Annotated in this window: 27 protein-coding genes; 2 read left to right on the top strand and 25 right to left on the bottom strand. The window is 61.0% G+C overall.

Going from position 1 to position 25,899, the window contains the following annotated elements; genetic code table 11:
• Positions 1-10: 10 nt before the first annotated feature.
• From ccmI to ccmA, 9 genes are read right to left on the bottom strand one after another with little or no spacing between them, the layout of a single operon-like run.
• Entirely contained in the window at positions 11-1,225 is a 1,215-nt protein-coding gene (ccmI, locus tag ACZZZP_RS07430; protein WP_463382290.1) for a c-type cytochrome biogenesis protein CcmI, read from the bottom strand.
• A complete protein-coding gene (locus ACZZZP_RS07425; RefSeq protein WP_463382289.1) occupies positions 1,222-1,722 on the bottom strand; it encodes a cytochrome c-type biogenesis protein in 501 nt (166 codons plus the stop codon). Before ACZZZP_RS07425 ends, ccmI begins: the two co-directional genes overlap by 4 nt.
• Positions 1,719-2,255 (bottom strand): DsbE family thiol:disulfide interchange protein, encoded by a 537-nt coding sequence (locus ACZZZP_RS07420; RefSeq protein ID WP_122497004.1) that lies wholly within the window; start codon positions 2,253-2,255, stop codon positions 1,719-1,721. The genes ACZZZP_RS07425 and ACZZZP_RS07420 overlap by 4 nt, the downstream gene beginning before the upstream one ends.
• Positions 2,252-4,225, bottom strand: coding sequence for a heme lyase CcmF/NrfE family subunit (locus tag ACZZZP_RS07415; protein ID WP_206000784.1), 1,974 nt, complete (start codon positions 4,223-4,225; stop codon positions 2,252-2,254). Before ACZZZP_RS07415 ends, ACZZZP_RS07420 begins: the two co-directional genes overlap by 4 nt.
• Positions 4,226-4,236: 11 nt before the next feature.
• On the bottom strand, positions 4,237-4,719 hold the full coding sequence (gene ccmE / locus ACZZZP_RS07410) for a cytochrome c maturation protein CcmE (protein WP_122497000.1): 483 nt from the start codon (positions 4,717-4,719) through the stop codon (positions 4,237-4,239).
• Positions 4,716-4,892 carry a heme exporter protein CcmD gene (gene ccmD, locus ACZZZP_RS07405; RefSeq protein ID WP_122451116.1) on the bottom strand — a complete coding sequence of 59 codons (177 nt, stop codon included), beginning with the start codon at positions 4,890-4,892 and terminating at the stop codon, positions 4,716-4,718. The genes ccmE and ccmD overlap by 4 nt, the downstream gene beginning before the upstream one ends.
• Complete coding sequence (locus tag ACZZZP_RS07400; RefSeq protein WP_463384670.1) at positions 4,889-5,653, bottom strand: heme ABC transporter permease; 765 nt, start codon at positions 5,651-5,653, stop codon at positions 4,889-4,891. Before ACZZZP_RS07400 ends, ccmD begins: the two co-directional genes overlap by 4 nt.
• Before the next feature lie 16 nt (positions 5,654-5,669).
• Positions 5,670-6,341 (bottom strand): heme exporter protein CcmB, encoded by a 672-nt coding sequence (ccmB, locus tag ACZZZP_RS07395; protein ID WP_122496998.1) that lies wholly within the window; start codon positions 6,339-6,341, stop codon positions 5,670-5,672.
• The gene (gene ccmA / locus ACZZZP_RS07390; protein ID WP_122496996.1) at positions 6,338-6,973 is read right to left on the bottom strand and encodes a cytochrome c biogenesis heme-transporting ATPase CcmA; all 636 of its coding nucleotides are present in this window, start codon (positions 6,971-6,973) and stop codon (positions 6,338-6,340) included. Before ccmA ends, ccmB begins: the two co-directional genes overlap by 4 nt.
• Before the next feature lie 201 nt (positions 6,974-7,174).
• Here ccmA and fliK point away from each other — a divergent pair, with 201 nt between their 5' ends.
• Positions 7,175-8,746 (top strand): flagellar hook-length control protein FliK, encoded by a 1,572-nt coding sequence (gene fliK / locus ACZZZP_RS07385; RefSeq protein WP_463382288.1) that lies wholly within the window; start codon positions 7,175-7,177, stop codon positions 8,744-8,746.
• On the top strand, positions 8,743-9,066 hold the full coding sequence (locus tag ACZZZP_RS07380) for an EscU/YscU/HrcU family type III secretion system export apparatus switch protein (RefSeq protein ID WP_122496992.1): 324 nt from the start codon (positions 8,743-8,745) through the stop codon (positions 9,064-9,066). Before fliK ends, ACZZZP_RS07380 begins: the two co-directional genes overlap by 4 nt.
• A 102-nt stretch (positions 9,067-9,168) precedes the next feature.
• On the opposite strand, the gene ACZZZP_RS07375 is transcribed toward ACZZZP_RS07380, so the two are convergent.
• The 16 genes from ACZZZP_RS07375 to fliR form a co-directional block, all read right to left on the bottom strand.
• Positions 9,169-9,573, bottom strand: coding sequence for a DUF2802 domain-containing protein (locus tag ACZZZP_RS07375; protein ID WP_122451110.1), 405 nt, complete (start codon positions 9,571-9,573; stop codon positions 9,169-9,171).
• A gap of 3 nt (positions 9,574-9,576) precedes the next feature.
• Positions 9,577-10,056, bottom strand: coding sequence for a chemotaxis protein CheW (locus ACZZZP_RS07370; protein ID WP_122451109.1), 480 nt, complete (start codon positions 10,054-10,056; stop codon positions 9,577-9,579).
• Between the two features lie 90 nt (positions 10,057-10,146).
• Positions 10,147-11,175, bottom strand: coding sequence for a CheW domain-containing protein (locus tag ACZZZP_RS07365; RefSeq protein WP_463382287.1), 1,029 nt, complete (start codon positions 11,173-11,175; stop codon positions 10,147-10,149).
• A gap of 87 nt (positions 11,176-11,262) precedes the next feature.
• A complete protein-coding gene (locus ACZZZP_RS07360) occupies positions 11,263-12,051 on the bottom strand; it encodes a ParA family protein (RefSeq protein WP_122496990.1) in 789 nt (262 codons plus the stop codon).
• Positions 12,052-12,101: 50 nt separating this feature from the next.
• Positions 12,102-12,974, bottom strand: a complete 873-nt coding sequence (gene motD, locus ACZZZP_RS07355) for a flagellar motor protein MotD (protein WP_463382286.1) — start codon at positions 12,972-12,974, stop codon at positions 12,102-12,104.
• Positions 12,975-12,988: 14 nt separating this feature from the next.
• Positions 12,989-13,729, bottom strand: a complete 741-nt coding sequence (locus ACZZZP_RS07350) for a flagellar motor protein (protein WP_463536409.1) — start codon at positions 13,727-13,729, stop codon at positions 12,989-12,991.
• Complete coding sequence (locus ACZZZP_RS07345; protein WP_463382285.1) at positions 13,729-14,862, bottom strand: protein-glutamate methylesterase/protein-glutamine glutaminase; 1,134 nt, start codon at positions 14,860-14,862, stop codon at positions 13,729-13,731. Before ACZZZP_RS07345 ends, ACZZZP_RS07350 begins: the two co-directional genes overlap by 1 nt.
• A gap of 132 nt (positions 14,863-14,994) precedes the next feature.
• A complete protein-coding gene (locus ACZZZP_RS07340) occupies positions 14,995-17,250 on the bottom strand; it encodes a chemotaxis protein CheA (protein WP_463382284.1) in 2,256 nt (751 codons plus the stop codon).
• An 11-nt stretch (positions 17,251-17,261) separates the two neighbouring features.
• Positions 17,262-18,050, bottom strand: coding sequence for a protein phosphatase CheZ (locus tag ACZZZP_RS07335; RefSeq protein WP_122496980.1), 789 nt, complete (start codon positions 18,048-18,050; stop codon positions 17,262-17,264).
• A 19-nt stretch (positions 18,051-18,069) separates the two neighbouring features.
• Entirely contained in the window at positions 18,070-18,444 is a 375-nt protein-coding gene (locus ACZZZP_RS07330) for a chemotaxis response regulator CheY (protein ID WP_176947307.1), read from the bottom strand.
• An 84-nt stretch (positions 18,445-18,528) separates the two neighbouring features.
• Positions 18,529-19,275 (bottom strand): RNA polymerase sigma factor FliA, encoded by a 747-nt coding sequence (gene fliA, locus ACZZZP_RS07325; protein ID WP_162998629.1) that lies wholly within the window; start codon positions 19,273-19,275, stop codon positions 18,529-18,531.
• A complete protein-coding gene (gene fleN / locus ACZZZP_RS07320; protein ID WP_108097029.1) occupies positions 19,272-20,102 on the bottom strand; it encodes a flagellar synthesis regulator FleN in 831 nt (276 codons plus the stop codon). The genes fliA and fleN overlap by 4 nt, the downstream gene beginning before the upstream one ends.
• A gap of 114 nt (positions 20,103-20,216) precedes the next feature.
• Entirely contained in the window at positions 20,217-21,548 is a 1,332-nt protein-coding gene (flhF, locus tag ACZZZP_RS07315) for a flagellar biosynthesis protein FlhF (RefSeq protein WP_463382283.1), read from the bottom strand.
• A 15-nt stretch (positions 21,549-21,563) separates the two neighbouring features.
• Positions 21,564-23,681, bottom strand: coding sequence for a flagellar biosynthesis protein FlhA (flhA, locus tag ACZZZP_RS07310; RefSeq protein WP_463384669.1), 2,118 nt, complete (start codon positions 23,679-23,681; stop codon positions 21,564-21,566).
• A 298-nt stretch (positions 23,682-23,979) separates the two neighbouring features.
• Positions 23,980-25,116, bottom strand: coding sequence for a flagellar biosynthesis protein FlhB (gene flhB, locus ACZZZP_RS07305; protein WP_463382282.1), 1,137 nt, complete (start codon positions 25,114-25,116; stop codon positions 23,980-23,982).
• Between the two features lie 3 nt (positions 25,117-25,119).
• Complete coding sequence (gene fliR, locus ACZZZP_RS07300; RefSeq protein ID WP_463382281.1) at positions 25,120-25,896, bottom strand: flagellar biosynthetic protein FliR; 777 nt, start codon at positions 25,894-25,896, stop codon at positions 25,120-25,122.
• Positions 25,897-25,899 lie beyond the last annotated feature (3 nt).

Here is a 25,899-nt window from a genome sequence, read left to right as displayed (position 1 = left end):
GCCCATTTGCTCATTGTGCTTGTCCGTCCGCGGAGTCGATGGTCAGCTGCTGCTGATCCTTGCTGCTACTGGCCAAGGGCTGGCTGCGGCCGATCCACTCGCCTGCCTTGGCATTGCCTGCCCGCGAAATGCGAGCTTGCAGTATGACCTGAGGGAAGTTGGAGAGTTTCAGTTGCGGCATCATCGCGTCGCTGTCGGCCAGGCTGACCTGGGCAGGCAGGTCGGCCACGGTCAGGCGTTTCACCGCCAACGGCATGGGCGGACCCGAAGCGGCGCGGGCAAACACGAACACGCTGTCGCCCGGTTGCACCTTGTCTTTGAGTGCTGGGGCCAGTTCAACCCGCACCTTCAACACCGTGCCAGTCTCGGTGGCGGCTGGCGGCTGTTGCGCTTGCTGCTGATCGGCGGGCAATTGTTCGCGGGCGCGGGCGATGCCGCCTTCGATGGCGGCGCGCGACGGATCTTCGGGCGGCAGCAAGGCGACCAGCCGGCCCCAAAAGGTCACGGCGTCCTGGAAGCGTTTGTCTTCAAACGCGGCGATGCCGAGCAAGCCCAGGCTGGTGACTTCCTGCGGGTTGGTTTTCAACGCTTCGTCGGTCAGGCCCTGCAACTCGGCCGACCACTGTTTGTTGTTGGCGAAGTACTTCGCTTGGGCCAGTTGCCCGAGCAATTCAGGCTGGCGACCGGCCAAACTGATGGCCTTCTCGAACGCGCCGACGGCATCGCCTGGGCGCTCTTGGCTCATGTAGGCACGGCCGAGGTAGTACCAGGCTTCGGCAGATTCGGGCTGCGCTTTCACCGCTTGTTCAAGGCGCGCGGTCATTTCTCCGATGGTGCGCGGCGCTTGGGTGGCGTCTTGTGCGAGCTGCACTTTGTCCAGCGAGCCCCAATGCCAATACATGCCGACGGCCAACACCGGCACCAACACGGCGGCCAGCAACGGCACCCATTTGCCGAGCTTCGAGGCCCGCGCCTGATCGGCGCCTTCGGTGTCGGCCAGCAGCTCGCGGGCGGCTTCGGCTTTGGCGGCTTGCAGTTGCTCGTCGCCGAGCGTGCCCGCTTGTTGCTGGGCTTGCAGTTCAGCGACACGTTCCTGATACAGCGCCACGTTCAGGGCAGTGCGGTCTTCTTCGCGCTGGGCGCGGCGACCACGCAAAACGGGGATCAACAAAAACGCCAAGGCCACCAGCAACAGCAGGCCGGCAGAGAGCCAGAATTCAATCATTGGGAAGTTTTGTCCGCAGCCACAGAAGAAGAGTTGTCGGCTTTGAGCAGCGCATCAAGGCGCGCTTGTTCTTCGCCCGACAGGGTCACATCGCTAACCGCGACCGGCTTGCGACGGCGCACGCCCATCACCACCATCACCAGCAAACCGGTGCCCAACAAGGCAGCCGGGCCGAACCACAGCAGCCAGGTGCGCGCAGTGACGGCCGGTTTGTAGCGCACGAATTCGCCGTAGCGATCGACCATAAAGTCGACGATTTGCTCGTTGCTTTTGCCCTCGCCGAGCATGCGGAAAATTTCTTTGCGCAGGTCGGCGGCAATCGGTGCGTTGGAGTCGGCGATGTCCTGGTTTTGGCACTTGGGGCAGCGCAGTTCCAGGGTCAGCTGGCGAAAGCGTTCACGCTCGGCCTCGTTGGCGAACTCGTAGGTGTCGATGGCAGCCTGAGCCACGCCGACCAGGCTCAAGCCCAGCGCCATTGCGGCAAGCCAACGCTTCATTGCGCGGCCTCGTCGACCAGTTCCTGGTATTTGCTGGCCAGTTGTTCGCGCCAAACCACCTCATCGATCACGCCGACAAACTTGTGGCGGATGATGCCTTTACTGTCGATCAGAAAGGTTTCCGGCGCGCCGTACACGCCCAGATTCAACCCCAGGCTGCCTTCGGCGTCATTGATGTTCAGCTGGTACGGGTTGTGGAATTCCTTGAGCCATTTCAGCGCGGCGGCGTTTTCGTCTTTGTAATTGACGCCGTACACACGCACGCCCTGCTGGGCCAGTTTATTCAGCACCGGGTGTTCGACTCGGCAGGAAATGCACCACGTCGCCCACACGTTCAACAGTGCAGGTTTGCCCAGCAGGTCGGCGCGAGTGAGGGTCTTCTGCCCGTCCACGGCCGGCAACGAAAACTCCGGCACCGGCTTGCCGATCAGGGCTGACGGCAGTTCCGATGGATCGAGAAACAGGCCGCGGTACAGAAACACCGCGCCCACCAGAAACACCGCCAACGGCAACAGCAACAACGCGCGCTTCATGCCTGCGCTCCTTCCAGGCCCAAGGCTTCACGCACTCGGGTTTTGACTTTGACGCGGTAACGCCGGTCCATCGCCGCCAGCAGGCCACCGAAGCCGGTGAGCAAGCCGCCGAACCAGATCCAGCGCACAAAGGGTTTGACGTGAATGCGTACGGCCCAGGCGCCGTTGTCCAGCGGCTCGCCGAGGGCGATGTAGATATCGCGGGTGAAACCGGCGTCGATGCCGGCTTCGGTCATCACCGACTGCTGCACGGTGTACAGGCGTTTTTCCGGGTGCAGTACGGCGACTTCCTTGCCGTCTTCAATGACGCGCACGGTGCCACGGTCGGAGGTGAAGTTCGGGCCCTCGAAGTGCTCGGCACCGTCGAACACGAAGTGATAGCCGCCCAAGTCAGTCGACTCGCCGCGCTCCATGCGCATGTCGCGTTGCGCGCTGTTCTGGCTCGAGAGCACCACGCCCAGGGCGCATACGGCGATGCCAAGGTGGGCGAGTTGCATGCCCCAGTAGCTGCGGGTCATTTTGCCCAGGCCTTTGAGCAGGCCGGTGTGGCGGGTTTTATCCAGCAAGTCGCGCGCGCCGGCCAATAGCACCCAGGCTGCCAGCAGGCACACGGCGAGCACCGCCCAGTTGAAGTCGCCGAGCACCATGGAGGCCACGCCGCCAAGCACAACGCTGGCGATGAGCACCGGACTGAGCATGCCGAGCAACCATTTCACCGGCGTGTCTTTCCAGCGCACCACTACGCCCACGGCCATGACGATCATCAGCAGGCTCATCAACGGCACGAACAGCGCGTTGAAGTACGGCGGGCCGACGGACAGCTTGGCGCCGGTCAGCGCGTCGAGCACCAGTGGGTACAAGGTGCCGAGCAGAATCATCGACGCGGCCACCACCAGCACCAGGTTATTGCCGAGCAGCAGCATTTCCCGCGACCACGGCGCAAAGCCGACCTGGCTTTTCACCACCGGGGCGCGCAGGGCGAACAGGGTGAGCGAACCGCCGACCACCAGCAGCAGGAACGCCAGAATAAACACGCCGCGCTCGGGGTCGGAGGCGAAGGCGTGAACCGACGTGAGCACGCCGGAACGAACCAGGAAGGTGCCCAGCAAGCTCAAGGAAAAGGCGGCAATGGCCAGCAGCACGGTCCAGCTTTTGAACACGCCGCGTTTTTCCGTGACTGCCAGGGAGTGGATGAGCGCCGTGCCCACCAGCCAGGGCATAAACGAGGCGTTTTCGACGGGGTCCCAGAACCACCAGCCGCCCCAGCCCAACTCGTAATACGCCCACCACGAACCGAGGGTGATGCCGATGCCCAGAAACGCCCAGGCGACGATGGTCCACGGCCGCGACCAGCGTGCCCAGGCGGCGTCCAGGCGCCCGCCAAGCAAGGCGGCAATGGCAAAAGAGAAGGCGACGGAGAAACCGACGTAGCCCATGTACAGCATCGGCGGGTGCACGATCAGGCCGATGTCTTGCAGCAGCGGATTGAGGTCACGACCGTCCACCGGACTCTGTGGCAGCAGGCGCTCGAACGGGTTGGAGGTAATTATGAGGAACAGCAGGAAACCGATGCTGATCATGCCCATCACGCCCAGCACGCGGGCCAGCATCACTTGCGGCAACTGGCGGGAGAACACCGACACGGCGAAGGTCCAGCCGCCGAGAATCAGCGCCCAGAGCAGCAGCGAGCCTTCATGCGCGCCCCACACAGCGCTGAACTTGTAGTACCAGGGCAGCGCGCTGTTGGAGTTGTTGGCGACGTAGGCGACGGAGAAGTCGTCGGTCATAAACGCCCAGGTCAGGCAGGCAAAGGCCAGCACCAGAAAACTGAACTGGCCCCAGGCGGCCGGCTGGGCCAGGCCCATCCACTGCCGATCACCGCGCCATGCGCCGATCATGGGCAAGGTGGCCTGCACCAGCGCCATGCACAGGGCGAGGATCATCGCCAGGTGACCAATTTCGGGAACGATCAGGGCGGCCATCATGGTTGTTTATCTCCACTTGCCGGGGCATAGGCGGCGCCGTCTTGGGGCGCCGATTGGCCGCTGTCTTTCAGCGCTTTGGTGACTTCGGGTGGCATGTATTTTTCGTCGTGCTTAGCCAGCACTTCGTCGGCGATCAGCACGCCGTCGGCGTTGAGTTTGCCAAGGGCGACGATGCCCTGCCCTTCGCGGAACAGGTCGGGAAGAATGCCGCGATAACGGATGGTCACGCTTTTGGCAAAGTCGGTGACTACGAATTGCACGTCCAGCGAATCGCCGCTGCGCACCAGCGAGCCTTTTTCCACCATGCCGCCGGCGCGAATGCGGGTGTCATGCGGCACCTCGCCGTTGGCGATTTGCGTGGGCGTGTAGAACAGGTTGATGTTCTGCTGCAGGGCGCTCAACGCCAGGCCAACGGCAATGCCGACGCCCGCGACGATGGCGAGGATGATCAACAGGCGCTTTTTACGCAGCGGATTCACTTTTGACTCTCCCGGCGCAAACGGCGCGCCTCTTCTTGCAGATAACGACGGCGCGCCAGAACCGGCAGCGCGACGTTGAGCGCCAACACCGCCAGGCTGATGCCATAGGCGGTCCAGACATAAACACCATGGTGGCCCATGGCGAGAAACTCGCTGAACGAGGCAAAGCTCATCGCACGCCTCCTTTTTCAATCTGTTGCGCCACTTCGGCTTTCACCCAACTGCTGCGGGCTTCGCGCTTGAGCACTTCCAGGCGCATGCGCATCAGCATCACGGCGCCGAAGAAGCAGTAGAAACCGAGCACCATCAACAGCAGCGGAATCCACATTTCCGACGGCATGGCCGGGCGTTCGGTGATTTTGAACGTGGCGCCCTGGTGCAGGGTGTTCCACCACTCCACCGAGTATTTGATGATCGGAATATTCACCACGCCCACCAGCGCCAGCACGGCGCACGCCTTGGCGGCGCTGTCGCGGTTACTGATGGCGTTGCCCAGGGCGATGATGCCGAAATAAAGGAACAGCAGAATCAACATGGAGGTCAGGCGCGCGTCCCACACCCACCATGAGCCCCACGTCGGCTTGCCCCAGATGGCGCCGGTGAGCAGCGCGATGGCGGTCATCCAGGCACCAATCGGCGCGGCCGATTGCAGGGCGACGTCGGCAATTTTCATCTTCCACACCAGCCCAACCAGACCGGCAATTGCCAGCAGCACATAGCACGACTGCGCCAACATGGCGGCCGGCACGTGGATATAGATGATGCGAAAGCTGTTGCCCTGCTGGTAATCCGGCGGCGCGAACGCCAGGCCCCAGACCAGACCGGTGGCAATAAGCAGAACGGCCGCCGCGCTCAACCAGGGCAGCCAGCGGCCGCTGATCTGGTAGAACCATTTGGGCGAGCCCCATTTGTGAAACCAAGTCCAATTCATCAGGGTAACCACGTCATTTTTATTCGCCGACGCTAATGGCCAGGCCTGCGGCGGTCGCAAAAGGTGTCAGGGTAACGGCCAAGGCAGCAAGGCTGGCCATCCACAGCAAGTAACCGATCACTGGTAAGCCCTGCAACGCGGCTTGCAGCGCCCCGCTGCCGAGAATCAGCACGGGGATATAAAGCGGAAGAATCAGCAGCGCCAGTAACAGGCCACCGCGCTTGAGGCCGACGGTAAGCGCCGCACCCACCGCGCCCAATAGGCTGAGCACCGGCGTTCCCAATAATAAAGTGGCGAGCAGCACGGGAATGCAGTGCCCCGGCAAGCCCAGCATCAGCGCCAACAAGGGCGCCAGTAGCACCAGCGCCAGGCCGGAAAACAGCCAGTGTGCCAGCACCTTGGCCAATACCAGAAGAGCCAACGGGTGCGGCGAAAGGACCCACTGCTCAAGCGAACCGTCTTCAAAATCGCTCCGAAAAAGCCCGTCCAGCGAGAGCAAAACCGCCAGTAGCGCCGCCACCCAGATCAACCCGGGCGACAGGGTTTGCAGCAGTTGGCTTTCCGGGCCAACGGCCAGCGGGAACAAGGCGATAACGATGGCGAAGAACACTAACGGGTTGGCCAGCTCAGCCGGACGGCGGAAGAGTAAACGCGCCTCGCGGGCAACCAACAAGGTGAAGACGTTGCTCATGGGCGGCGCTGCCCCAGGTCCAATTCGCGGTAACCGCTTGGCCGGTGCGCCAAGGTGTGGTGCGTGGTTAACAGCACCATGCCGCCGTGTTCGCAGTGCTCGGCCAAATGGGCTTCGAGTTGGGTGACGCCGGTTTTATCCAGCGCGGTAAACGGTTCGTCGAGGATCCACAACGGTGGTGGGTTCAGGTACAAGCGCGCCAGGGCAACGCGGCGCTGCTGGCCGGCAGACAGGGTGTGGCAGGGAACGTCTTCAAAACCGCGCAAACCCACCTGTTCCAGCGCCTGCCAAATGACATCGCGCGTGGCCGGTTGATGCAGGGCGCAGAGCCAGGTGAGGTTTTCTTCAGCGGTAAGCAAACCCTTGATGCCTGCCGCGTGGCCAAGCCATAACAGGTTGCGGGCCAGCTCGTTGCGTTGCGTGGTCAGCGGCTGACCATTGAGCAACACTTCGCCAGCGGTCGGTTGCATCAGCCCGGCGAGCAAGCGCAGCAGGCTGGTTTTGCCGCTGCCATTGGGACCGCTAACTTGCAGCATGTCGCCAGCCGCCAACCGCAGCTCCAACTGTTCGAAAAGCATGCGCCAGTCCCGCTCACAGGCGAGTGCTACAGCTTCGAGGAAGGGGCTCTTCAAGGTTAGGCTGACCTGCGGGCTAAGGGGCCGGAGGAAAATTCCGGACGGGCTGGTTCTGGCGCTGCTTTTGCTATCAAGTCCAGGCAAGCTTGGCCGCTATACTCAGGCAAGCCACTTGCACGGCCGACCCGGACGGGGCGGCATTATACATGTCACGCCCGCCCCTCGAAGCTGGCTTTTTCGACAGGTTGTAAACCGCCGATGAGCGAAATCAGTAGCACTCGCCCACTCTCCCCCGTTGCGCCGACCCCACGCCCGAACACCTCGGTGACCGACGCGGCGGTGAAACTCTTGCAGCCGCTGGGCAACCTGCTGGCCGTGGGCGATAGCACCACCGCCGAAGTGGTCAGCGTTAAAGACCTGGCGCAGAACTTCCAACAAGTGCTGCTCAGGCTGACCGTGAATGGCGGCCAGCAAGCCACCGTGCAGGCGACCAGCAGCCAACCGCTGGTACAAGGCAGCACCGTGGCGGTGACGGCGCTTTCCGATACGCGTTTGTCCGTGCTGATGCAGGTGGCGGCGGGCGGCAATCCGCTGACCAGCCTTGATGGCGAGGCCATGCCGCCGGGCACGGTGATTCAAGGCAAGGTCGAATCCAGCCAACCCTTTGTGCAGCCGCAGACCTTGCAGGTGCTGAATAAAGTGCTGGTCGCCCTGCTCAACACGCCGTTGGCCGGCAGCAAACTGTCGATTGAAACGCCGCTCAATTTGCCCGTGGGCAGCCTGTTGACCGCGCAGGTACAGAGCAATCAATCGCTGACCTTTCTGCCACTCAGCGGCCGTCTCGATCAACTTGAGCTGGGCCAACAGTTGGGCAGTCAGCAAGCGCGTCAGGGCTCGCTGGAGAATTTGCTGAAATCGCTGCAAGGCCTGAGCGGCAAGGAAGGCGTGCCCGAAGGCATGCGCGGCGCCATCGACAAGTTGCTTGGCTCGCTGCCCGACGGCGCGCAGCTGAGCGATTCCAAAGGCCTGTCGCAAGCGCTGGAAAAGAGCGGCATGTTCCTCGAAGCCAAACTGCTCAGTGGCAACACCGCCGGGCTTTCGCAAGACATGAAAGCCAACCTGCTGCGCCTGATCGCGCAAATTCTGCCGGCACTGCCCAGCGGCGCGGCCATCAACCCGAACAACATCGGCGCCAATCTCGGCCAGGCGTTGCCGGTGTTTCTGCGCAACGCCCTCGGCGCACTGGGGCAAACCGGCGTTAAGCAGCAAGGACTGACTTTCCCGCTGCCAAGCAAGCTGCAACAGGAAATGGAAAACGAGGGCGACCTGGAAGGCCTGCTCAAACTCGCCGCCGCCGCCGTGGCCCGCTTGCAGACGCATCAACTATCGAGCCTGGCGCAGAGCCAGCTAACGCCGGAAGGCAATCTGCTAACCACTTGGCAGATGGAAATTCCCATGCGCAACGGGCAAGACCTGGTGCCGCTGCAACTGAAAATGCAGCGTGAAGATGCGCAAGAGGAAGAAAAATCGGGCAAGGGCGGCAAGAAAGGTCAGCAGCAAGAACCGGTGTGGCGCATCGAATTGGCCTTCGACATTCCGCCGCTGGGCCCGCTGCAAGTTCAGGCGCAGCTGGCGCGCGGCAGCCTGACCAGCCAGCTGTGGGCAGAACGGGCCAGCACCGTGAACCTGATCGATAACGAACTGGGCACGCTGCGTGATCGCCTGACCGCTGCTGGCTTGAATGTCGGCGAATTGGCCTGCCAGCAAGGCGTGCCGCCGCAAGGCCCGCGCACCACCCTCGAACAACGCTGGATTGACGAAAAAGCATGAAACGTGAAGCTCCCCGCCAGGCCATTGCGCTCAACTACGACGGCAAGAGCGCACCGAGCCTGACCGCAAAGGGCGACGATGAATTGGCGGAAGCCATTCTGGCCGTGGCTCGGGAATATGAAGTGCCGATTTACGAAAACGCCGAACTGGTGCGCCTGCTCGCGCGCATGGAATTAGGGGATTCGATTCCCGAAGAGCTGTACCGCAGCGTGGCCGAGATCATCGCGTTTGCGTGGTACTTGAAAGGCAAATGCCCGGAAGGGTTTACCCCGGATGATGGCGGCGAGAAAGATGTCACGCCGCAGCGGTTGCTGGATTAACGCGTCCGTCGTAGGAGCCAGCTTGCTGGCGAATCCTGGAAACGGTAATTGCCGAGGTTTGCAGGGTTCGCCAGCAAGCTGGCTCCTACAGCACAGGCGGCTTTAGCGCTTGGCTTGATGCAACTTGCTCACCAGCTCCGCCTCGGCGCGGCTGAGGCCGCAGGATTGGGTGAGGTCGTCGACACTGGCGCCCAGGCCGACTAAACGCGCTGCCTGGGTGAAGGAGAGATTGCTGGGGTCGCGCTGTTCAATCTGGCTGAGTTTGTCTGGAATCGGCGCCAGGGTGCGGCGCAGTTCGTAGAGCTCTTCACCCATGCGGATGCTACCGGTGAGGTAGGTGTCCAAACGCTTTTTCAGTTCTTTGATGGCTTGGTCGCGCAGTGCGTCGCGCTGTGCCTGGTGTTCGAACTGACGAGCGAATTCTCGCTGTCGTCCCGCCAGCCAGATGCAGGTGCCGCCCAGCGAGACGCAAGCCAGGGCAAGCACCAACAGCGCGATGTCGAGCATGGGTTAGATGCTCTCCAGTTCGGACCACTCTTCTTCGGACATCATTTTGTCCAGCTCAACCAGAATCAGCAGTTCGCCGTTCTTGTTGCAGACGCCCTGGATGAACTTGGCCGACTCGTCGTTGCCGACGTTAGGCGCGGTTTCCACTTCCGATTGGCGCAGGTAAACCACTTCAGCAACGCTGTCGACCATGATGCCAACCACTTGCTTGTCGGCTTCGATGATGACGATACGGGTGTTGTCGGTAACCGAACCGGAGTCCAGGCCGAAGCGCTGGCGGGTGTCGATCACGGTCACCACGTTGCCGCGCAGGTTGATGATGCCCAGCACGTAGCTAGGGGCACCCGGCACCGGGGCGATTTCGGTGTAGCGCAGCACTTCCTGCACCTGCATCACGTTGATGCCGTAGGTTTCGTTATCCAGACGGAACGTCACCCATTGCAGAATGGGATCTTCGGAACCTTGCGCGGACGTTTTCTTCATATCCCTAGCCTCATCAATGCCACTGTCATGGCGTACGGGTGTAACCCGCCGTTTACTTTAGCGCCCCGATTTGCGGGGCCGTTCAATCGGTTACTGCACGCGACCATCGCTGCCTAAGCGCTTGGCGGCGCCGCTGGCGATCAACTCGGCCAAAACGGCCACATCCACCAACGCACACATATGTTCGATAACGGTACCTGCCAGCCAAGGCCGCTGGCTGCGCTGACTGCGCCACTTGACCTCTTTGGGGTCCAGGCGAATCGAGCGACTGACCTGATGCACCGCCAGGCCCCATTCGTAGCCTTGCACGGAAATCACATACTGCAAGCCCTGGCGGAAATCATCGCGGTAGCGGTCGGGCATCACCCAGCGCGCGGTGTCGAGTACGCGAAGGTTGCCAGCCTGGCACGGGAGGATACCGAGGAACCAGTCGGGCTGGCCAAATAGTGGCGTCAGCTCCTGGCCGACCAGCGGGTAAATCGAGCCCAAACACACCAACGGCACGGCCAGCGTGAGGCCGGCGACGTCGAATAGCAGGCATTCGAACGGCTCTTCGCCCCAGCTCGGCTGACCGTCTAATTTCAACGGCGGCGGCGTTGGCGTCATGTCGGTCTGGATTTGCTGCTCGACCACCGACTCGACCACCGGCGGCGCGAGCACCACAGGTTTTTCGACGACGGGTTTTGCTTCAATCGGTTTTTCCGCGACTGGTTCAGCCTGCTCGACCAGCAAGGTTGGCATCAGCAGTGGCTTGGGCATTTCCAGGGTAGGCAGGACCAGCGTTGGCCGTTCCAGCTTTACCACAGCAGGCCGAGCAGCCACAGGCGGCGCTTGCAGACGCGCGTCGCGCACCTGTTCTTCCAGCACGGCGGCTTCGAATTCATCGAGGGAAACGGCGTCGGACTCAACCACAACCGGCGCCGATTTGCTGACGGGCGCTGGCTGCACCGCACGCACGGGCGCGGCAACCGGTGCCGGTGCTGGCGCAACGACGACGAGGCTAACCGGCTCAGCGGGAAACGCGTCGGCCAGTTCGGCAGCCGCTTCCTGCAGCAAGCCGTCCAGATAGGACTGCAAGGCCAGCTGCGGGCGATTAGCGGTGGCGGTAGGACGACTCATAGAACAAACCTGGTGAAATGGACTGACTCATATATCGGCAGCATCCGCTGCAGACTTGAGCCAGCCCTGATAGCAAAAATCGCCATGCTATGCGACCTGCGCAGAGAGTTCATGGCTGAGCAAATGCTTGAGCAGCGCGCGATACGCCAGTACACCCCGGCTCTTGTCATCGAATTGTGAAGGCGTCTGCCCTGCCCGACTGGCGTCGCGCAAGCGGGTATCCACCGGAATGTAGGCGGGCCACAGGTGATCGGGATAGGCATTGCGCAGGGTGCGCAAGGTGCTTAACGAGGCCTGGGTGCGGCGGTCGAACAGGGTCGGCACGATGGTGTACGGCAACGCTTGTTTGCGCGAGCGGTTTATCATCGCCAGCGTGCTGACCATACGTTCCAGACCTTTCACGGCGAGAAACTCGGTCTGTACCGGAATGGCCAACTGCTGACTGGCGGCCAAGGCATTCACCATCAGCACGCCAAGCAAGGGCGGGCTGTCGATGATGGCGTGGTCGAAGTCATCCCACAGCTGCGCCAGGCTTTTGGCGATTACCAAGCCCAGGCCGCTCTGCCCTGGCGACTGCCGCTCAAGAGTGGCGAGCGCCGTGCTGGAGGGCATCAGCGAAATAAGCGGATGGCTGGTGGGCAGCAGCAATTGCCCCGGCAACCCTTGCGGCACGCTGCCTTGGTGCTGGAACAAATCGAATGCGCTGTGCTCCAGCGAATCGGGGTCATGCCCGAAATAGCTCGTCATGGAGCCATGTGGATCGAGATCGACCACAACCACACGCTTGCCCGCATCGGCCAACAGCCCTGCGAGTGCGATGCTTGTGGTGGTCTTGCCGACCCCACCTTTTTGATTGGCTACTGCCCAGACTCTCATGTTCGTTATCCTCCCGGCGCACCAAGGGCTTACCGAGAACAAGCGCCAACCTAAGGGGCCGGCGACGGGGAATTGACAGCACCGCCCGAAGGCGGCTGCACCGCAGGCGGTTGTGCAGGTTGTGTGCCAGCCCGCTCTAACGCGGCGTCGGGCTGTGCATGGCCACTGCCTACACCACTCACACTGCGCCGCACATCCAAGTTGCGTGACACCACCAGAACCACCCGGCGGTTGCGCGCTCTTCCCTCTGCCGTCGCGTTATCCGCGATTGGCTGAAACTCTCCATAACCGACCGCCGCCAGGCGCCCGGCGTTCACGCCATCCATGGCCATCATTCTTACAATGCTAGCTGCCCGCGCCGTAGACAACTCCCAGTTCGTAGGAAATTGCGCGGTCTTGATCGGAAGGTTATCTGTGAACCCTTCCACATGAATCGGATTCTCGTAAGGCGCCAGAATTTTGGCAACTTTTTCGATGATGGTGAAGGCGGTGTCGTTTGGAATCGCATCGCCACTGGGAAACAGCAGGCTCGAGTTCAGCTCGATCTCAATCCACAACTCGTTGCCACGCACCTTCAATTCATCGCTTTTGATCAGGTCGCCAAATGCCGTTTTTACCGCGTCGCTGATTTCTTGCAGGGCCTTGCTCGGGTCTTCGCCGTGGGCTTCGTCTTGGTCCTGCATCTTTTCCGGCTCGGTGGTCAGCGGCCGCTCTTCGCCGACCGGAATCGGTTTGACGGCGCGGTCCGGCTGATTGAAGACGCCCACCAGCGTGTCGGAAAGAATTTTGTATTTGCCTTCGTTGATCGACGAAATCGAATACATCACCACAAAAAAGGCGAACAGCAGCGTAATGAAGTCGGCGTAGGACACCAGCCAACGTTCATGATTTTCGTGTTCTTCCTGATGCCGCCGACGCGCCATAGTGAGCCCGACCTTTAGTCCATGAAGCCTTGCAGCTTGAGCTCGATGGAGCGCGGATTCTCACCCTCGGCAATCGAGAGAATGCCTTCTAGGAGCATTTCCCGGTAGCGCGATTGGCGTAAGGCGATGGCTTTGAGCTTGTTGCCCACGGGTAGAAAAAACAGGTTGGCCAACGCCACGCCGTAGATGGTGGCGACAAACGCCACGGCGATGCCGCTGCCCAGCATGCTCGGGTCGGCCAGGTTGCCCATCACATGAATCAGGCCCATGACCGCGCCGATGATGCCGATGGTGGGCGAGTAGCCGCCCATGCTGTCGAACACCTTGGCGGCCTGAATATCGCGGCCTTCCTGGGTGTAGAGGTCGACTTCGAGGATGCTGCGAATGGCTTCGGGCTCAGCGCCGTCCACCAACAATTGCAAACCTTTGCGGGCGTAAGGGTCAGCCTCGACGTCAGCGACCGCTTCCAGACCGAGCAAGCCTTCTTTACGCGCCGTCATGCTCCAACCCACCACGCGGTTGATGCCGCCGGCCAGGTCGATGCGCGGCGGGAAAATAATCCAGCGCACCACGGCCAGCGAACGCTTGAACACTGACATCGGCGTTTGCAGAAACGCCGCGCCCAAGGTGCCGCCCACCACAATCAGAAAAGCCGGGCCATTGACCAGTGCGCCGACGTGGCCGCCTTCCAGGTAGTTGCCCCCCAGAATGGCAACGAACGCCAAAATCACCCCGATAAGGCTAAGTACATCCATCAGACACAGGCCTCCACCAGGTGTCGACCGATGTCATCAAGGCTGTAAACCGCGTCTGCGAGGTTGGCTTTCACGATGGCCATGGGCATGCCGTAAATCACGCAACTGGCTTCGTCTTGTGCCCACACCTGGCTGCCGCCCTGCTTGAGCAGGCGCGCGCCTTCGCGACCGTCGGCGCCCATGCCGGTAAGCACCACGGCGAGCACTTTGTCGCCATAGGCTTTAGAGGCGGAGCCGAAGGTGATGTCGACGCAGGGGCGATAGTTAAGGCGCTCGTCGCCCGGCAGAATTTTTACCGTGCCACGGCCGTCGACCATCATTTGTTTGCCACCGGGCGCCAGCAAGGCCAGGCCGGGGCGCAGTTGGTCGCCGTCTTCCGCCTCTTTCACGCTGATTTTGCACAGCTTGTCCAAGCGCTCGGCAAACGCCTTGGTGAAGGCAGCCGGCATGTGCTGAATCAGGACGATGGGCGCGGGGAAATTCGCTGGAAGTTGGGTCAGTACCCGTTGCAGCGCAACCGGGCCGCCGGTCGAGGTGCCGATGGCCAACAGTTTGTAAGCCTTGCGCTTGGGCGCTGCGCTGGAGCTGGCAGCAGGCGCTGCAGCAGCCGGCCGTGGCGCAACTGGCGCGGGGCGCGCAGGCGTGCTGCTGGTGGCGGTGCTGGAAGAGCTGGCGGCAGGCGCATGACTGGGCGCAGGTGCCGGCGCGGCAGCAGGCATACCGCTGTAGCGGCGGTTACTGCGGGCGATGGTATGCACCTTCTCGCACAGCAGTTGTTTGACCTTCTCGGGATTGCGCGAGATGTCTTCGAAGTTCTTCGGCAGGAAATCAACCGCACCGGCATCCAGCGCATCGAGCGTGACACGCGCGCCTTCGTGGGTGAGCGAGGAGAACATCAGTACCGGAGTGGGACAGCGCTGCATGATGTGACGCACGGCCGTAATGCCATCCATCATCGGCATTTCGTAGTCCATGGTGATCACGTCAGGCTTGAGGGCAAGGGCCTGATCGATCGCTTCGCGACCATTGGTGGCAGTGCCAACGACCTGGATATTCGAGTCGGCGGAGAGAATCTCCGAGACACGCCGGCGGAAAAAGCCGGAATCGTCTACCACCAGAACCTTAACTGCCATAACCGCTCCTTTGAACCCGCCCGAGGCCCGGTTGGGCCGTCGCGCTTGGTGCTGCGCAAGCAGGCGGAGCGCTTATTTACGTCCCGTAAATGCCACGCTCCATGCCTTATCTACGCTGAGTGACACACCGCATCAGATGCGGCGTGCGTAACGCTTGAGCATGCTCGGCACATCCAGAATCAGGGCAATGCGCCCATCACCTGTGATGGTGGCCCCGGACATTCCCGGAGTGCCTTGGAGCATCTTGCCCAGCGGCTTGATCACGACTTCTTCCTGGCCCACCAACTGATCGACCACAAAGCCGATACGCTGCGTGCCCACCGACAGAATCACTACATGGCCTTCATGCTGCTCTTCGTGCTGGGCGCTGCTGATGAGCCAGCGCTTGAGGTAGAACAGCGGCAAAGCTTTGTCCCGCACAATCACCACTTCCTGACCGTCGACCACGTTGGTGCGCGACAGGTCGAGGTGGAAGATTTCGTTGACGTTAACCAGCGGGAACGCAAACGCCTGGTTGCCGAGCATGACCATCAAGGTCGGCATGATCGCCAAGGTCAGCGGCACCTTGATGACGATCTTGGTGCCTTGGCCTTTGGCCGAGTAAATGTTGATGATGCCGTTGAGCTGGGAAATCTTGGTTTTCACCACGTCCATGCCCACGCCACGGCCGGACACGTCGGAAATCTCGGTTTTGGTCGAAAAGCCCGGGGCGAAAATCAGGTTGTAGCATTCGGCTTCGCTGAGGCGGTCGGCGGCGTCTTTGTCGAGCACGCCCTTCTCCACCGCTTTGGCGCGCAAGACGTCGGGGTCCATGCCGTTGCCGTCGTCCGAAATCGACAGCAGGATGTGGTCACCCTCTTGCTGCGCCGACAGCACGATTTTGCCGCCGCGGCTTTTGCCGGCGGCTTCGCGTTTTTCCGGCGACTCGATACCGTGGTCCACCGAGTTGCGCACCAAGTGAACCAACGGGTCGGCCAGTGCCTCAACCAGGTTTTTGTCGAGGTCGGTTTCTTCACCGACCAACTCCAGGTTGATTTCTTTCTTAAGGCTACGGGCCAGATCGCGAACCAGACGTGGGAAGCGCCCGAACACTTTCTTGATTGGCTGCATGCGGGTTTTCATCACCGCGGTTTGCAGATCCGCCGTGACCACGTCGAGGTTGGATACGGCCTTGGACATGTTCTCGTCGCCGCTGTTAAGCCCCAGGCGCACCAGACGGTTACGCACCAGCACCAACTCGCCGACCATGTTCATGATTTCGTCCAACCGCGCGGTGTCGACGCGCACGGTGGTTTCCGCTTCGGCAGCCGGGCCGGCTTTATCAGCGGCGGCAGCAGCGGGCGCAGGGGCCGGCGCAGCGGCAGGTTTAGCCGGGGCGGCAGGTTTGGCCGGCTCGGCTTTCGCGGCAGGCTTGGGCGCAGGTGCAGCGGCTTTCGCCGGCGCGGCGGCGGCCGGCACTGGCGCCTGGGCAGCGGGTTCTACGAATTTGCCTTGGCCGTGCAGTTGATCCAGCAAGGCCTCGAATTCATCGTCGGTGATGTTGTCACCCGCGCCACTCGCGGCAGGCGTTGCCGCTGCTACTGGCGCGGCGGGTGTTTGCGGTTCAGCGACGGGTTCAACGAATTTGCCTTTGCCATGCAACTGGTCCAGCAGCGCTTCAAATTCGTCATCGGTAATTTCATCGCCACCACCGGCAGCAGCCGGGGCCGCACTGGCAGGCGGCACGCTGACCGGCGCAGCGGGCGCGGCCGGGGCAGCAGCGAACTGGCCCTTGCCGTGCAACTGGTCGAGCAGCGATTCGAATTCGTCGTCGGTAATTTCATCGCCGCTGGCGGCTGCTACGGGCGCTTTGGGCTCGTCGTGCAGGGCATCGAGCAGTTGCTCGAATTCGCTGTCGGTGATATCGCCAGAGGCTTCTGCCGCAGCAGGCGCCTCGGCAACGTCGGGTTCGGGTTCAGCCTCTGGTTCGGCAGTCGCAGCGGCCAATTCTGCGGCGCTCTGCGGCTCGGCCAAACGCGCCAGCGCCGCCAACAGCTCTGGCGTAGCCGGTGTCGGCGTGGTGCGTTCGCGCACTTCAGAAAACATGCCGTTGACGGCATCAAGAGCTTCGAGAACGACGTCCATCAACTCCGAGTCAACGCGCCGTTCACCCTTGCGCAGGATGTCGAACACGTTCTCGGCAATGTGGCAGCACTCCACCAGCTCATTGAGCTGGAGGAAGCCGGCGCCACCTTTGACGGTGTGGAATCCGCGGAAAATCGCATTGAGCAGATTGGAATCATCCGGGCGGCTTTCCAGCTCGACCAATTGTTCCGATAACTGCTCAAGAATTTCGCCGGCCTCTACCAGGAAGTCCTGGAGGATTTCTTCATCGGCGCCGAAGCTCATCTGTGTGCTCCCTAGAATCCCAAGCTTGATAGCAGATCGTCCACGTCGTCCTGATTGGAAGCGACGTCTTCACGCTTATCGGCATGAATCTGCGGACCTTCACCATGAGAAGGCTCTTTTTGTTGTTCTTGCTCGGCGCGCAGCACGGCATGGTCGTGCTCGATACCTGCGAAACGGTCCACTTGGCTGGCCATAAGCACCAGTTTCAGCAGGTTGCTTTCCACTTCGGTAACCAGTTGCGTAACGCGCTTGATCACCTGACCGGTGAGGTCCTGGTAATCCTGGGCGAGCAGAATGTCGTTGAGGTGCCCCGACAATTTGCTGCTGTCACGTTCGCTTCGGGCGAGAAACAGTTCGATGCGTTTGGCCAATTCGCGGAAAGCTTCGGCACCCAACTCGCGGCGCATAAAGCGACCCCAGTCGGCGCCCAGCGCAGTGGCTTCATCGTTGAGGTCGTTAACCAGCGGCGCACTCTGCTCCACCAGATCCATGGTGCGATTGGCCGCTTTCTCGGTCATCGTCACGACATAGTTCAGGCGTTCGGTGGCGTCGGTGATTTGCGACACTTCCTTGGCATGTGGAACGCGTGGGTCAAGCTGGAAGTTGACGATGGCGTTGTGCAGCTCACGCGTCAGTTTTCCCACTTCGTGGTAAAGACCACGATCACGCACTTTGTTGAGCTCATGAATGAGCTGCACCGCTTCGCCAAAATTACCTTTCTCAAGGCTATCAACGAGCTCGCGGGCATTGGATTTTAGGGACGACTCAAGGTCGCCCATGGGTAGATCGTCGTGCGCCATATTGCCCCCACGGCCGGGATCAGCCGTTAACACGCTCGAAGATTTTTTCGATCTTCTCTTTCAGCACTTGAGCTGTGAACGGCTTCACTACGTAGCCATTCACCCCGGCCTGCGCCGCTTCGATAATCTGATCGCGCTTGGCCTCGGCGGTCACCATCAGCACCGGCAGGTGCTTGAGACGGTCATCGGCGCGAACCGCACGCAACAGGTCGATACCGGTCATACCCGGCATGTTCCAGTCAGTGACGAGAAAGTCGAAGCTGCCGCTTTGCAGCATGGGTAAAGCGGTGGTTCCGTCATCAGCCTCAGCGGTGTTGGTGAATCCCAAGTCACGCAAGAGGTTCTTGATGATCCGTCGCATCGTTGAGAAGTCGTCAACGATGAGGATTTTCATGTTTTTGTCCAAGTCGACCTCCGTACAGTCCTAAACGCACCCAGCACCTGGATGCGCGTTGAATCGAGAAACTGGCAGTGCCGCTCAGCTAGCGCGCCACTCGCTCAAGCGTGCACGCAAACGAGCGGCACACTGGCTATGCAACTGGCTGACCCGCGATTCGCTGACCCCCAGCACTTCGCCAATTTCCTTGAGATTCAGTTCTTCGTCGTAATACAGCGACAACACCAACTGTTCACGTTCAGGCAGTCCAGAGATGGCCGCCGCCAATGCCGATTGGAAGCGTTCATCTTCCAGATCGCGCGAAGGCTCGAAGTGGGTAATGCCAGCGTCTTCACGCAGACCTGTGTGCTCGCCGTCCTGAAGAAGGTCGTCGAAACTGAACAAGCGGCTGCCCAAAGTGTCGCCAAGAATGCCGTAGTAATCCTCGAGACTCAATTGGAGTTCGGCCGCAACTTCTTGATCTTTAGCGTCTCTACCCGTTCGGGCTTCAATTTTTCGGATTGCGTCACTGACCATGCGACTGTTGCGGTGCACCGAACGCGGTGCCCAATCGCCCTTGCGTACCTCATCCAGCATAGATCCACGTATGCGAATGCCGGCGAAAGTTTCAAAACTGGCGCCTTTGCTGGAGTCGTATTTCTTTGACGCTTCAAGCAGACCGATCATGCCGGCCTGGATCAGATCTTCCACCTGCACGCTTGCCGGCAAACGTGCCAGCAAGTGGTAGGCGATGCGTTTGACCAGAGGCGCGTAACGCTCGATCAACTGGTGCTGGGAGTCCTGCGCCTGTGCCTTGCTATACATACGGAGCCCATTGCCTGATGTCATACGGCCGTATCAGCAAGCGGTTGCTGGACCAGACGCTCCACGAAGAACTCCAAGTGCCCACGCGGATTGGCTGGTAACGGCCAGGTGTCGACCTTCTGCGCGATGGCCTTGAATGCCAGCGCGCACTTGGAGCGAGGGAAGGCCTCATAAACTGCGCGTTGCTTCTGTACCGCCTTGCGTACCGACTCGTCGTAAGGCACAGCGCCGACGTATTGCAAGGCGACGTCGAGGAAACGATCAGTCACTTTGGTCAGCTTAGCAAAGAGGTTGCGACCTTCCTGTGGGCTGTGCGCCATATTGGCGAGTACGCGGAAACGGCTCATGCCGTGGTCGCGGTTCAGCAGTTTGATCAGGGCGTAGGCGTCGGTGATGGAAGTGGGCTCATCGCACACCACCACAATCACTTCCTGGGCCGCGCGCACAAAACTCACCACCGCATCGCCGATACCGGCGGCGGTGTCGATCACCAATACGTCGAGGTTGTCACTGATGTCGCTGAACGCCTGAATCAGGCCAGCGTGTTGCATGGGCGTGAGCTGCACCATGCTTTGCGTGCCGGAGGCTGCCGGCACGATGCGGATGCCGCCCGGCCCTTGCAGCAGCACGTCGCGCAGCTCGCATTCGCCACTGATGACGTCGGCCAGGGTGCGCTTGGCCGACAGGCCCAACAGCACGTCGACGTTGGCCAAGCCGAGGTCGGCGTCCATCAGCATCACACGCCGACCGAGGTCAGCCAGGGCCAGGGAAAGATTGACCGATACATTGGTCTTGCCGACGCCACCCTTGCCGCCAGTCACCGCGATCACCTGTACGGGATGCATACCCATGTTATCTACACACCTTGTCTAGCTCGACTGAGGCCACTTGGCTGATTACGTTCAGGCCCGGCACCGGGCCCACCTGAACGACTAAATTTCGTTACTGCCTTGCTCTACAGCGAATCAGCCTGCGCGACGCGCCGGGTTCTGGTACAGCCCGGCGAACATGTCGGCCATGGCGTCTTCACTGGGCTCCTGAGGCGCCTGCAAACTCACGGCGCGACTCACCAACTGATGACTGCGTGGAACATGCAGATCATCTGGAATGCGCGGACCGTCTGCCAGATAGGCTACCGGTAGATGCTGGCTTATAGCCAGACTTAAAACCTCGCCCAAACTGGTCGCTTCATCGGCCTTGGTAAGAATACAGCCAGTCAGACCGCAACGCTTATAGCTATGGTAGGCCGCCTTGAGCACTTGGCTCTGGCTGGTAGCGGCCAGAACCAGATAATTTTTCGATTTGACCCCACGACCCGCCAAGGTTTCCAACTGCATGTGCAGCGCCGGATCATTGCCCGGCAAGCCGGCGGTATCGATCAGCACCACACGTTTGCGCGCCAATGGCTCCAGCGCTTGGGTCAACGAGGTGCCGGGATCCACTTGCGTCACCGACACATTAAGAATGCGGCCCAAGGTTTTCAGCTGTTCCTGAGCACCGATGCGGTAGCTGTCCATGCTCACCAGCGCCACGTGTTGCGCGCCGTATTTCAAAACATAACGCGCCGCCATTTTTGCCAGTGTAGTGGTTTTACCCATACCAGCCGGGCCAACCAGCGCGATCACACCGCCCTCTTCCAGCGGCTCGACTTTTGGCGTTTTGATGGCGTGGGCCAGGTGGGCGAGAATCATGCGCCAGGCCTGACGTTGCTCGGACACTGCAGACACCCGCTCCAGCAGCACGCGCGACAATTCTGCCGGCAAGCCCATGCGTTGCAGACGACGCCACAGCGCAGCCTGTTGCGGACGGCGACTTTGCATCTGACCCCAGGCCATCGAGCCCAGTTGCACTTCAATCAGCTCGCGCAGGCCGTTCAATTCGAAACGCATGGCATCAAGGCTGCGCTGGTCGGTTGCCACCGCCTTCGCAGGTTCTGGCGCAGGCGCGGCAGCCGGTTTTGGCCGCTCTGGGCGAACGAACGAGGCCGGCAATTCTGGCGCCACGATGGATTCGTTGGCGAACAACTGGCCGTCTTTCATTTTTTCGCCGGCCACACGGGTGGCCAGATCGGCTTGCGCCGACACCAGCATCGACTGCGTGCGACGCAGCTCGTTCTCAAGCTCAGGGTTCGGCTGGCGGGCAGGCATCACCGGCGCCTGGTAGTCCAGGGCCGCGGTCAGTTCCACGCCTCCGGCGACACGGCGCGTGCCGATGATGGACGCATCGGCGCCCAGCTCATCGCGAACCAACTTCATGACTTGACGCATATCGGCGGCGAAAAAGCGTTTAACTTGCATGACCTAAGCCTCAGTTCAGTTCTGACCCACCGTGGCAACGATGGTGACCTGCTTGTTGTCTGGGATTTCCTGGTACGCCAACACGTGCATGGTCGGTACTGCCAACCGTGCGAACCGCGAGAGCATCGCCCGAACCGGACCGGCTACCAGCAGAATCGCTGGCTTACCGAGCATTTCCTGGCGTTGCGCGGCGTCCACCAGGGAACGCTGCAGCTTCTCGGCCATGCTCGGCTCCAAAAGAATGCCATCCTCGGAGCCTTGACCGGCCTTCTGTAGGCTATTTAGCAATATCTGTTCCAACCTGGGTTCCAAGGTGATCACAGGCAGCTCCGGCTCTAGTCCCACAATGCCTTGGACGATTGAGCGCGACAGCGCGACGCGAACTGCGGCCACCATGGCGGCGGGATCTTGACTCTTCACGTTGCTGATGGCTTCGGCAATGGAACGGATATCCCGCACCGGTACCTGCTCTTGCAGCAACGATTGCAGGACCTTGAGCAGAGTCGACAGCGACACCACGCCCGGAACCAGTTCTTCCGCCAGTTTCGGCGAGCCCTTGGCCAGCAGCTGCAGCAGTTGCTGCACTTCCTCGTGGCCGAGCAATTCATGGGCATGTTTGTGCAGCACCTGGTTCAGGTGCGTGGCGACCACGGTGCTGGCGTCCACCACGGTGTAGCCCAACGACTGCGCCTGATCGCGCTGGAACTGGTCGATCCACACCGCTTCCAGGCCGAACGCCGGATCTTTGGCGGCCACGCCGTTGAGCGTGCCGAACACCTGGCCAGGATTGATCGCCAATTCGCGATCCGGGTAAATCTCCGCTTCGGCCAGGCTTACGCCCATGAGCGTCAAACGGTAGGCGTTGGGCTGCAAATCGAGGTTGTCGCGGATGTGCACCGAGGGCATGAGGAAGCCCATCTCTTGTGAGAGCTTTTTGCGCACGCCTTTGATCCGCGCCAGCAACTGCCCACCCTGGTTACGGTCCACCAGCGGAATCAGGCGATAACCCACTTCCAGGCCCACCATGTCCACTGGCGTTACGTCGTCCCAGCCGAGCTCTTTAACTTCTTGCGCGCGCTGAGCCGGCAGCAGCTCTTGTTGACGCTGAACCTCGGCCACTTCGGCAACTTTCTCTTTGCGTTGCTTGTTGGCGATCCAGTACGCGCCGGCAGCGGCAACCAGGCCGAAGCTGAGGAACGAGAAATGCGGCATGCCGGGCACCAGGCCCATGGCGATGATCAGGCCCGCCGCCACGCCCAAGGCTTTCGGTGAGGCGAACATTTGCCGGGTAACTTGCTGGCCCATGTCTTCCGAGCTGGAAACACGGGTCACCATGATCGCCGCGGCGGTAGACAGCAGCAGCGATGGAATCTGCGCCACCAGACCGTCACCGATAGTCAGCAAGGTGTAGATGCGGCCGGCGTCGCCAAAACTCAGGTCGTGCTGGACGATACCGATGGCCATGCCACCGATCAGGTTGATAAACAGAATCAGCAGACCGGCAACGGCGTCACCGCGTACGAACTTGCTCGCACCGTCCATGGAGCCGTAGAAGTCGGCCTCTTGCGATACTTCGCTGCGGCGCAGCTTGGCTTGCGCCTGATCGATCAGGCCAGCGTTGAGGTCGGCGTCAATCGCCATTTGTTTGCCGGGCATGGCGTCGAGGGTGAAGCGCGCGCTAACCTCGGAGATACGGCCGGCACCCTTGGTCACTACGACGAAGTTGATGATCATCAAAATCGCGAACACCACGATACCGACCACGTAGTTACCGCCGATCACCACCTCACCGAAGGCCTGAATCACCTTACCGGCGGCGTCGTGGCCTTCCTGACCGTGCAGCAATACAACGCGGGTCGAGGCCACGTTGAGCCCCAGCCGCAGCAGCGTAGCGGCCAGCAAAATGGTCGGGAATACGGCGAAATCCAGCGGTCGCAAGGCGTAGATCGCCACCAGCAGCACGACGATGGCGAGCGCCAGGCTGAAGGTAAACAGCACGTCCAGAATGAACGGTGGCACCGGCAGCATGACCATACCGAGCATGACCACCAGCAACAGCGGAATGCCGATATTGCCCTGACGCAACCCCGCCAGGTTGCCCCGAAAATCCCCGATCAGTTGTGCGCGATCTATTGCCACAAGCCCATTCCTCGCCATTCAAACTTTTGACGCAAACGCGTCGCTAGCGGGGCTTTTGCAAGAAGTCGTCCAACTTCTTGAAGGGAGGCAAGGTTCTTTGTTTTCAGGTCCGGCCAATCGAGGCTGAAGCCTCTCCCACAATGGAATTCGCGAGCCTGTGGGATTTGCAAGAAGTCGTCCAACTTCCTGAAGGGAGGCAAGGTTCTTTGTTTTCAGGTCCGGCCAATCGAGGCTGAAGCCTCTCCCACAATGGAACTCGCGAACCTGTGGGAGAGGCTTCAGCCTCGATTGGCTATTCGTCGCGACGCAGGTCTGGCGGAATGGGCAGATCTTTCAGCGGATCAGGCCGCTTGCCCTTGCCGGAGCGGAATTGGCGCAATTGGTAGACGTAGGCCAACACCTGCGCCACCGCCAGATAGAGCCCCGCCGGAATCTCGCGGTCCAGATCAGTGGAGTGGAAAATCGCCCGCGCGAGGCCAGGCGATTCCAGCACCATCACTTTGTGTTCGTTGGCGATCTCGCGAATCTTCAGCGCCACAAAGTCGCCACCTTTGGCCAGCAGCACCGGCGCCCCGCCTTGCTGCGGGTCGTACTTGAGCGCGACGGCAAAGTGCGTCGGGTTGGTAATGACCACGTCGGCCTGGGGCACGGCGGCCATCATGCGGCGCTCGGCCATTTCCCGCTGCATCTGGCGAATACGCTGTTTGACCTCGGGCTTGCCCTCGCTGTCTTTGTATTCGTCGCGCACTTCCTGTTTGGTCATCAGCATTTTTTGCCGGTTGTCCCAAAGCTGGAATGGCACGTCGACGGCGGCGATAAAAATCAGCCCCCAGGCCATCCACATGGCGCTGCGCCCGACCACCGTGATGCTGTGCATGATCGCCGCTTCTAGCGGTTCATGGGCCAGGGCCAACAGGTCGCGCTTGTCGGCGTTGAGCACCGCCAGCGCCACCATCAGCACCAAGGCGAACTTGGCCAGGGCTTTGAGCAGCTCCAGACCGGCCTTGGCCGAGAACATGCGCTTGATGCCAGGCAACGGGTTGAGCCGCCCGAAGTTGGGCGCCATCGACTGCGGCGAGAACAGCCAGCCGCCTAGGCCAATCGGCCCAAGAATCGAGGCCACGAGCAGCACGACGAAGAACGGGAACAGCGCCATTAAGGCGATGTAAATGGCATTTTCAAACTGCAGCGCCATGCTGCCGTTATCCATCAACAGCTCACGGCTGAGGGAGAAATTCTCTTTCATGATGGTGGCCATGGCATCGCCCATGGCGCCGCCGTAGCTCATTAGCGCGCCAACGCCCGCCACCAGCACCACAAAAGTGTTGAGCTCGCGCGAGCGCGCGATCTGGCCCTTCTCTCGCGACTCGCGGCGTCGCTTGTCCGTGGGCTCTTCGCTCTTCTCCGCGCCATTCTCGTTCTCGGCCATGGCCTATTTCGCCTGTACCAATTCGCGTAGCAACTGCAGGGCATCGCTGACCATCAGTTGATAGTGAGAGAGAAAGTCCGACAGGCTGATCCAAATGATCACAAAGCCCATCACCAGGGTGAGCGGAAAACCAATCGAGAAAATGTTCAGCTGCGGCGCCGCCCGCGTCATCACACCAAAGGCGATGTTAACGATCAACAGCGCAGTAATGGCCGGCAACACCAGCAACAAACCGGCGCCCAGCACCCAGCCCAGACTGGTGGCGATGTTCCAGTAGTGGTTGCTGGTCAGGCCGGTGCCGATAGGCATGGTCACAAAGCTTTCGGCCAGGATTTCAAACGCCACCAGATGCCCGTTCATGGCCAGGAACAACAGCGTCACCAGCATGGTGAAAAACTGCCCGATGACCGCCACCGACACGCCGTTGGTGGGGTCGACCATGGAGGCAAAACCAAAGCCCATCTGCGTGGCAAGAATTTGCCCGCCCACCACAAATGCATGAAAGAACAATTGCAGCACAAAGCCGAGCATCGCCCCGACGAGCACTTCCTTGGCTACCAGAAACACCGTGGCCAGGTTCAACGCATCGACGGCGGGCGCAGGCGGCAGGCTGGGGTAGATCACAAGGGTGAAGGCCAGCGCCAGATAGATGCGCACGCGCATCGGCACCAGCTGCGTGCCGATGATCGGCATCGTCATCAGCAAGCCGGCGATGCGGAAAAACGGCAGCAGAAAACCGCCCACCCAGCCGCCGATCTGCTCACCGCTCAGCTCAAACATGGC

This window comes from Pseudomonas sp. AC211 (genome assembly GCF_979258055.1).
Note: the sequence above shows the minus strand (reverse complement) of the source record. Positions and strands in the feature narration are given on the sequence as shown.

Excerpts from the sequence above, each read along its gene's own strand:
- ccmI (WP_463382290.1), bottom strand. The coding sequence starts at position 1,225 with ATGATTGAATTCTGGCTCTCTGCCGGCCTGCTGTTGCTGGTGGCCTTG.
- ACZZZP_RS07425 (WP_463382289.1), bottom strand. The coding sequence starts at position 1,722 with ATGAAGCGTTGGCTTGCCGCAATGGCGCTGGGCTTGAGCCTGGTCGGC.
- ACZZZP_RS07420 (WP_122497004.1), bottom strand. The coding sequence starts at position 2,255 with ATGAAGCGCGCGTTGTTGCTGTTGCCGTTGGCGGTGTTTCTGGTGGGC.
- ccmD (WP_122451116.1), bottom strand. The coding sequence starts at position 4,892 with ATGAGCTTTGCCTCGTTCAGCGAGTTTCTCGCCATGGGCCACCATGGT.
- ccmB (WP_122496998.1), bottom strand. The coding sequence starts at position 6,341 with ATGAGCAACGTCTTCACCTTGTTGGTTGCCCGCGAGGCGCGTTTACTC.
- fliK (WP_463382288.1), top strand. The coding sequence starts at position 7,175 with ATGAGCGAAATCAGTAGCACTCGCCCACTCTCCCCCGTTGCGCCGACC.
- ACZZZP_RS07380 (WP_122496992.1), top strand. The coding sequence starts at position 8,743 with ATGAAACGTGAAGCTCCCCGCCAGGCCATTGCGCTCAACTACGACGGC.
- ACZZZP_RS07375 (WP_122451110.1), bottom strand. The coding sequence starts at position 9,573 with ATGCTCGACATCGCGCTGTTGGTGCTTGCCCTGGCTTGCGTCTCGCTG.
- ACZZZP_RS07370 (WP_122451109.1), bottom strand. The coding sequence starts at position 10,056 with ATGAAGAAAACGTCCGCGCAAGGTTCCGAAGATCCCATTCTGCAATGG.
- ACZZZP_RS07365 (WP_463382287.1), bottom strand. The coding sequence starts at position 11,175 with ATGAGTCGTCCTACCGCCACCGCTAATCGCCCGCAGCTGGCCTTGCAG.
- ACZZZP_RS07360 (WP_122496990.1), bottom strand. The coding sequence starts at position 12,051 with ATGAGAGTCTGGGCAGTAGCCAATCAAAAAGGTGGGGTCGGCAAGACC.
- motD (WP_463382286.1), bottom strand. The coding sequence starts at position 12,974 with ATGGCGCGTCGGCGGCATCAGGAAGAACACGAAAATCATGAACGTTGG.
- ACZZZP_RS07350 (WP_463536409.1), bottom strand. The coding sequence starts at position 13,729 with ATGGATGTACTTAGCCTTATCGGGGTGATTTTGGCGTTCGTTGCCATT.
- ACZZZP_RS07345 (WP_463382285.1), bottom strand. The coding sequence starts at position 14,862 with ATGGCAGTTAAGGTTCTGGTGGTAGACGATTCCGGCTTTTTCCGCCGG.
- ACZZZP_RS07340 (WP_463382284.1), bottom strand. The coding sequence starts at position 17,250 with ATGAGCTTCGGCGCCGATGAAGAAATCCTCCAGGACTTCCTGGTAGAG.
- ACZZZP_RS07335 (WP_122496980.1), bottom strand. The coding sequence starts at position 18,050 with ATGGCGCACGACGATCTACCCATGGGCGACCTTGAGTCGTCCCTAAAA.
- ACZZZP_RS07330 (WP_176947307.1), bottom strand. The coding sequence starts at position 18,444 with ATGAAAATCCTCATCGTTGACGACTTCTCAACGATGCGACGGATCATC.
- fliA (WP_162998629.1), bottom strand. The coding sequence starts at position 19,275 with ATGACATCAGGCAATGGGCTCCGTATGTATAGCAAGGCACAGGCGCAG.
- fleN (WP_108097029.1), bottom strand. The coding sequence starts at position 20,102 with ATGGGTATGCATCCCGTACAGGTGATCGCGGTGACTGGCGGCAAGGGT.
- flhF (WP_463382283.1), bottom strand. The coding sequence starts at position 21,548 with ATGCAAGTTAAACGCTTTTTCGCCGCCGATATGCGTCAAGTCATGAAG.
- flhB (WP_463382282.1), bottom strand. The coding sequence starts at position 25,116 with ATGGCCGAGAACGAGAATGGCGCGGAGAAGAGCGAAGAGCCCACGGAC.
- fliR (WP_463382281.1), bottom strand. The coding sequence starts at position 25,896 with ATGTTTGAGCTGAGCGGTGAGCAGATCGGCGGCTGGGTGGGCGGTTTT.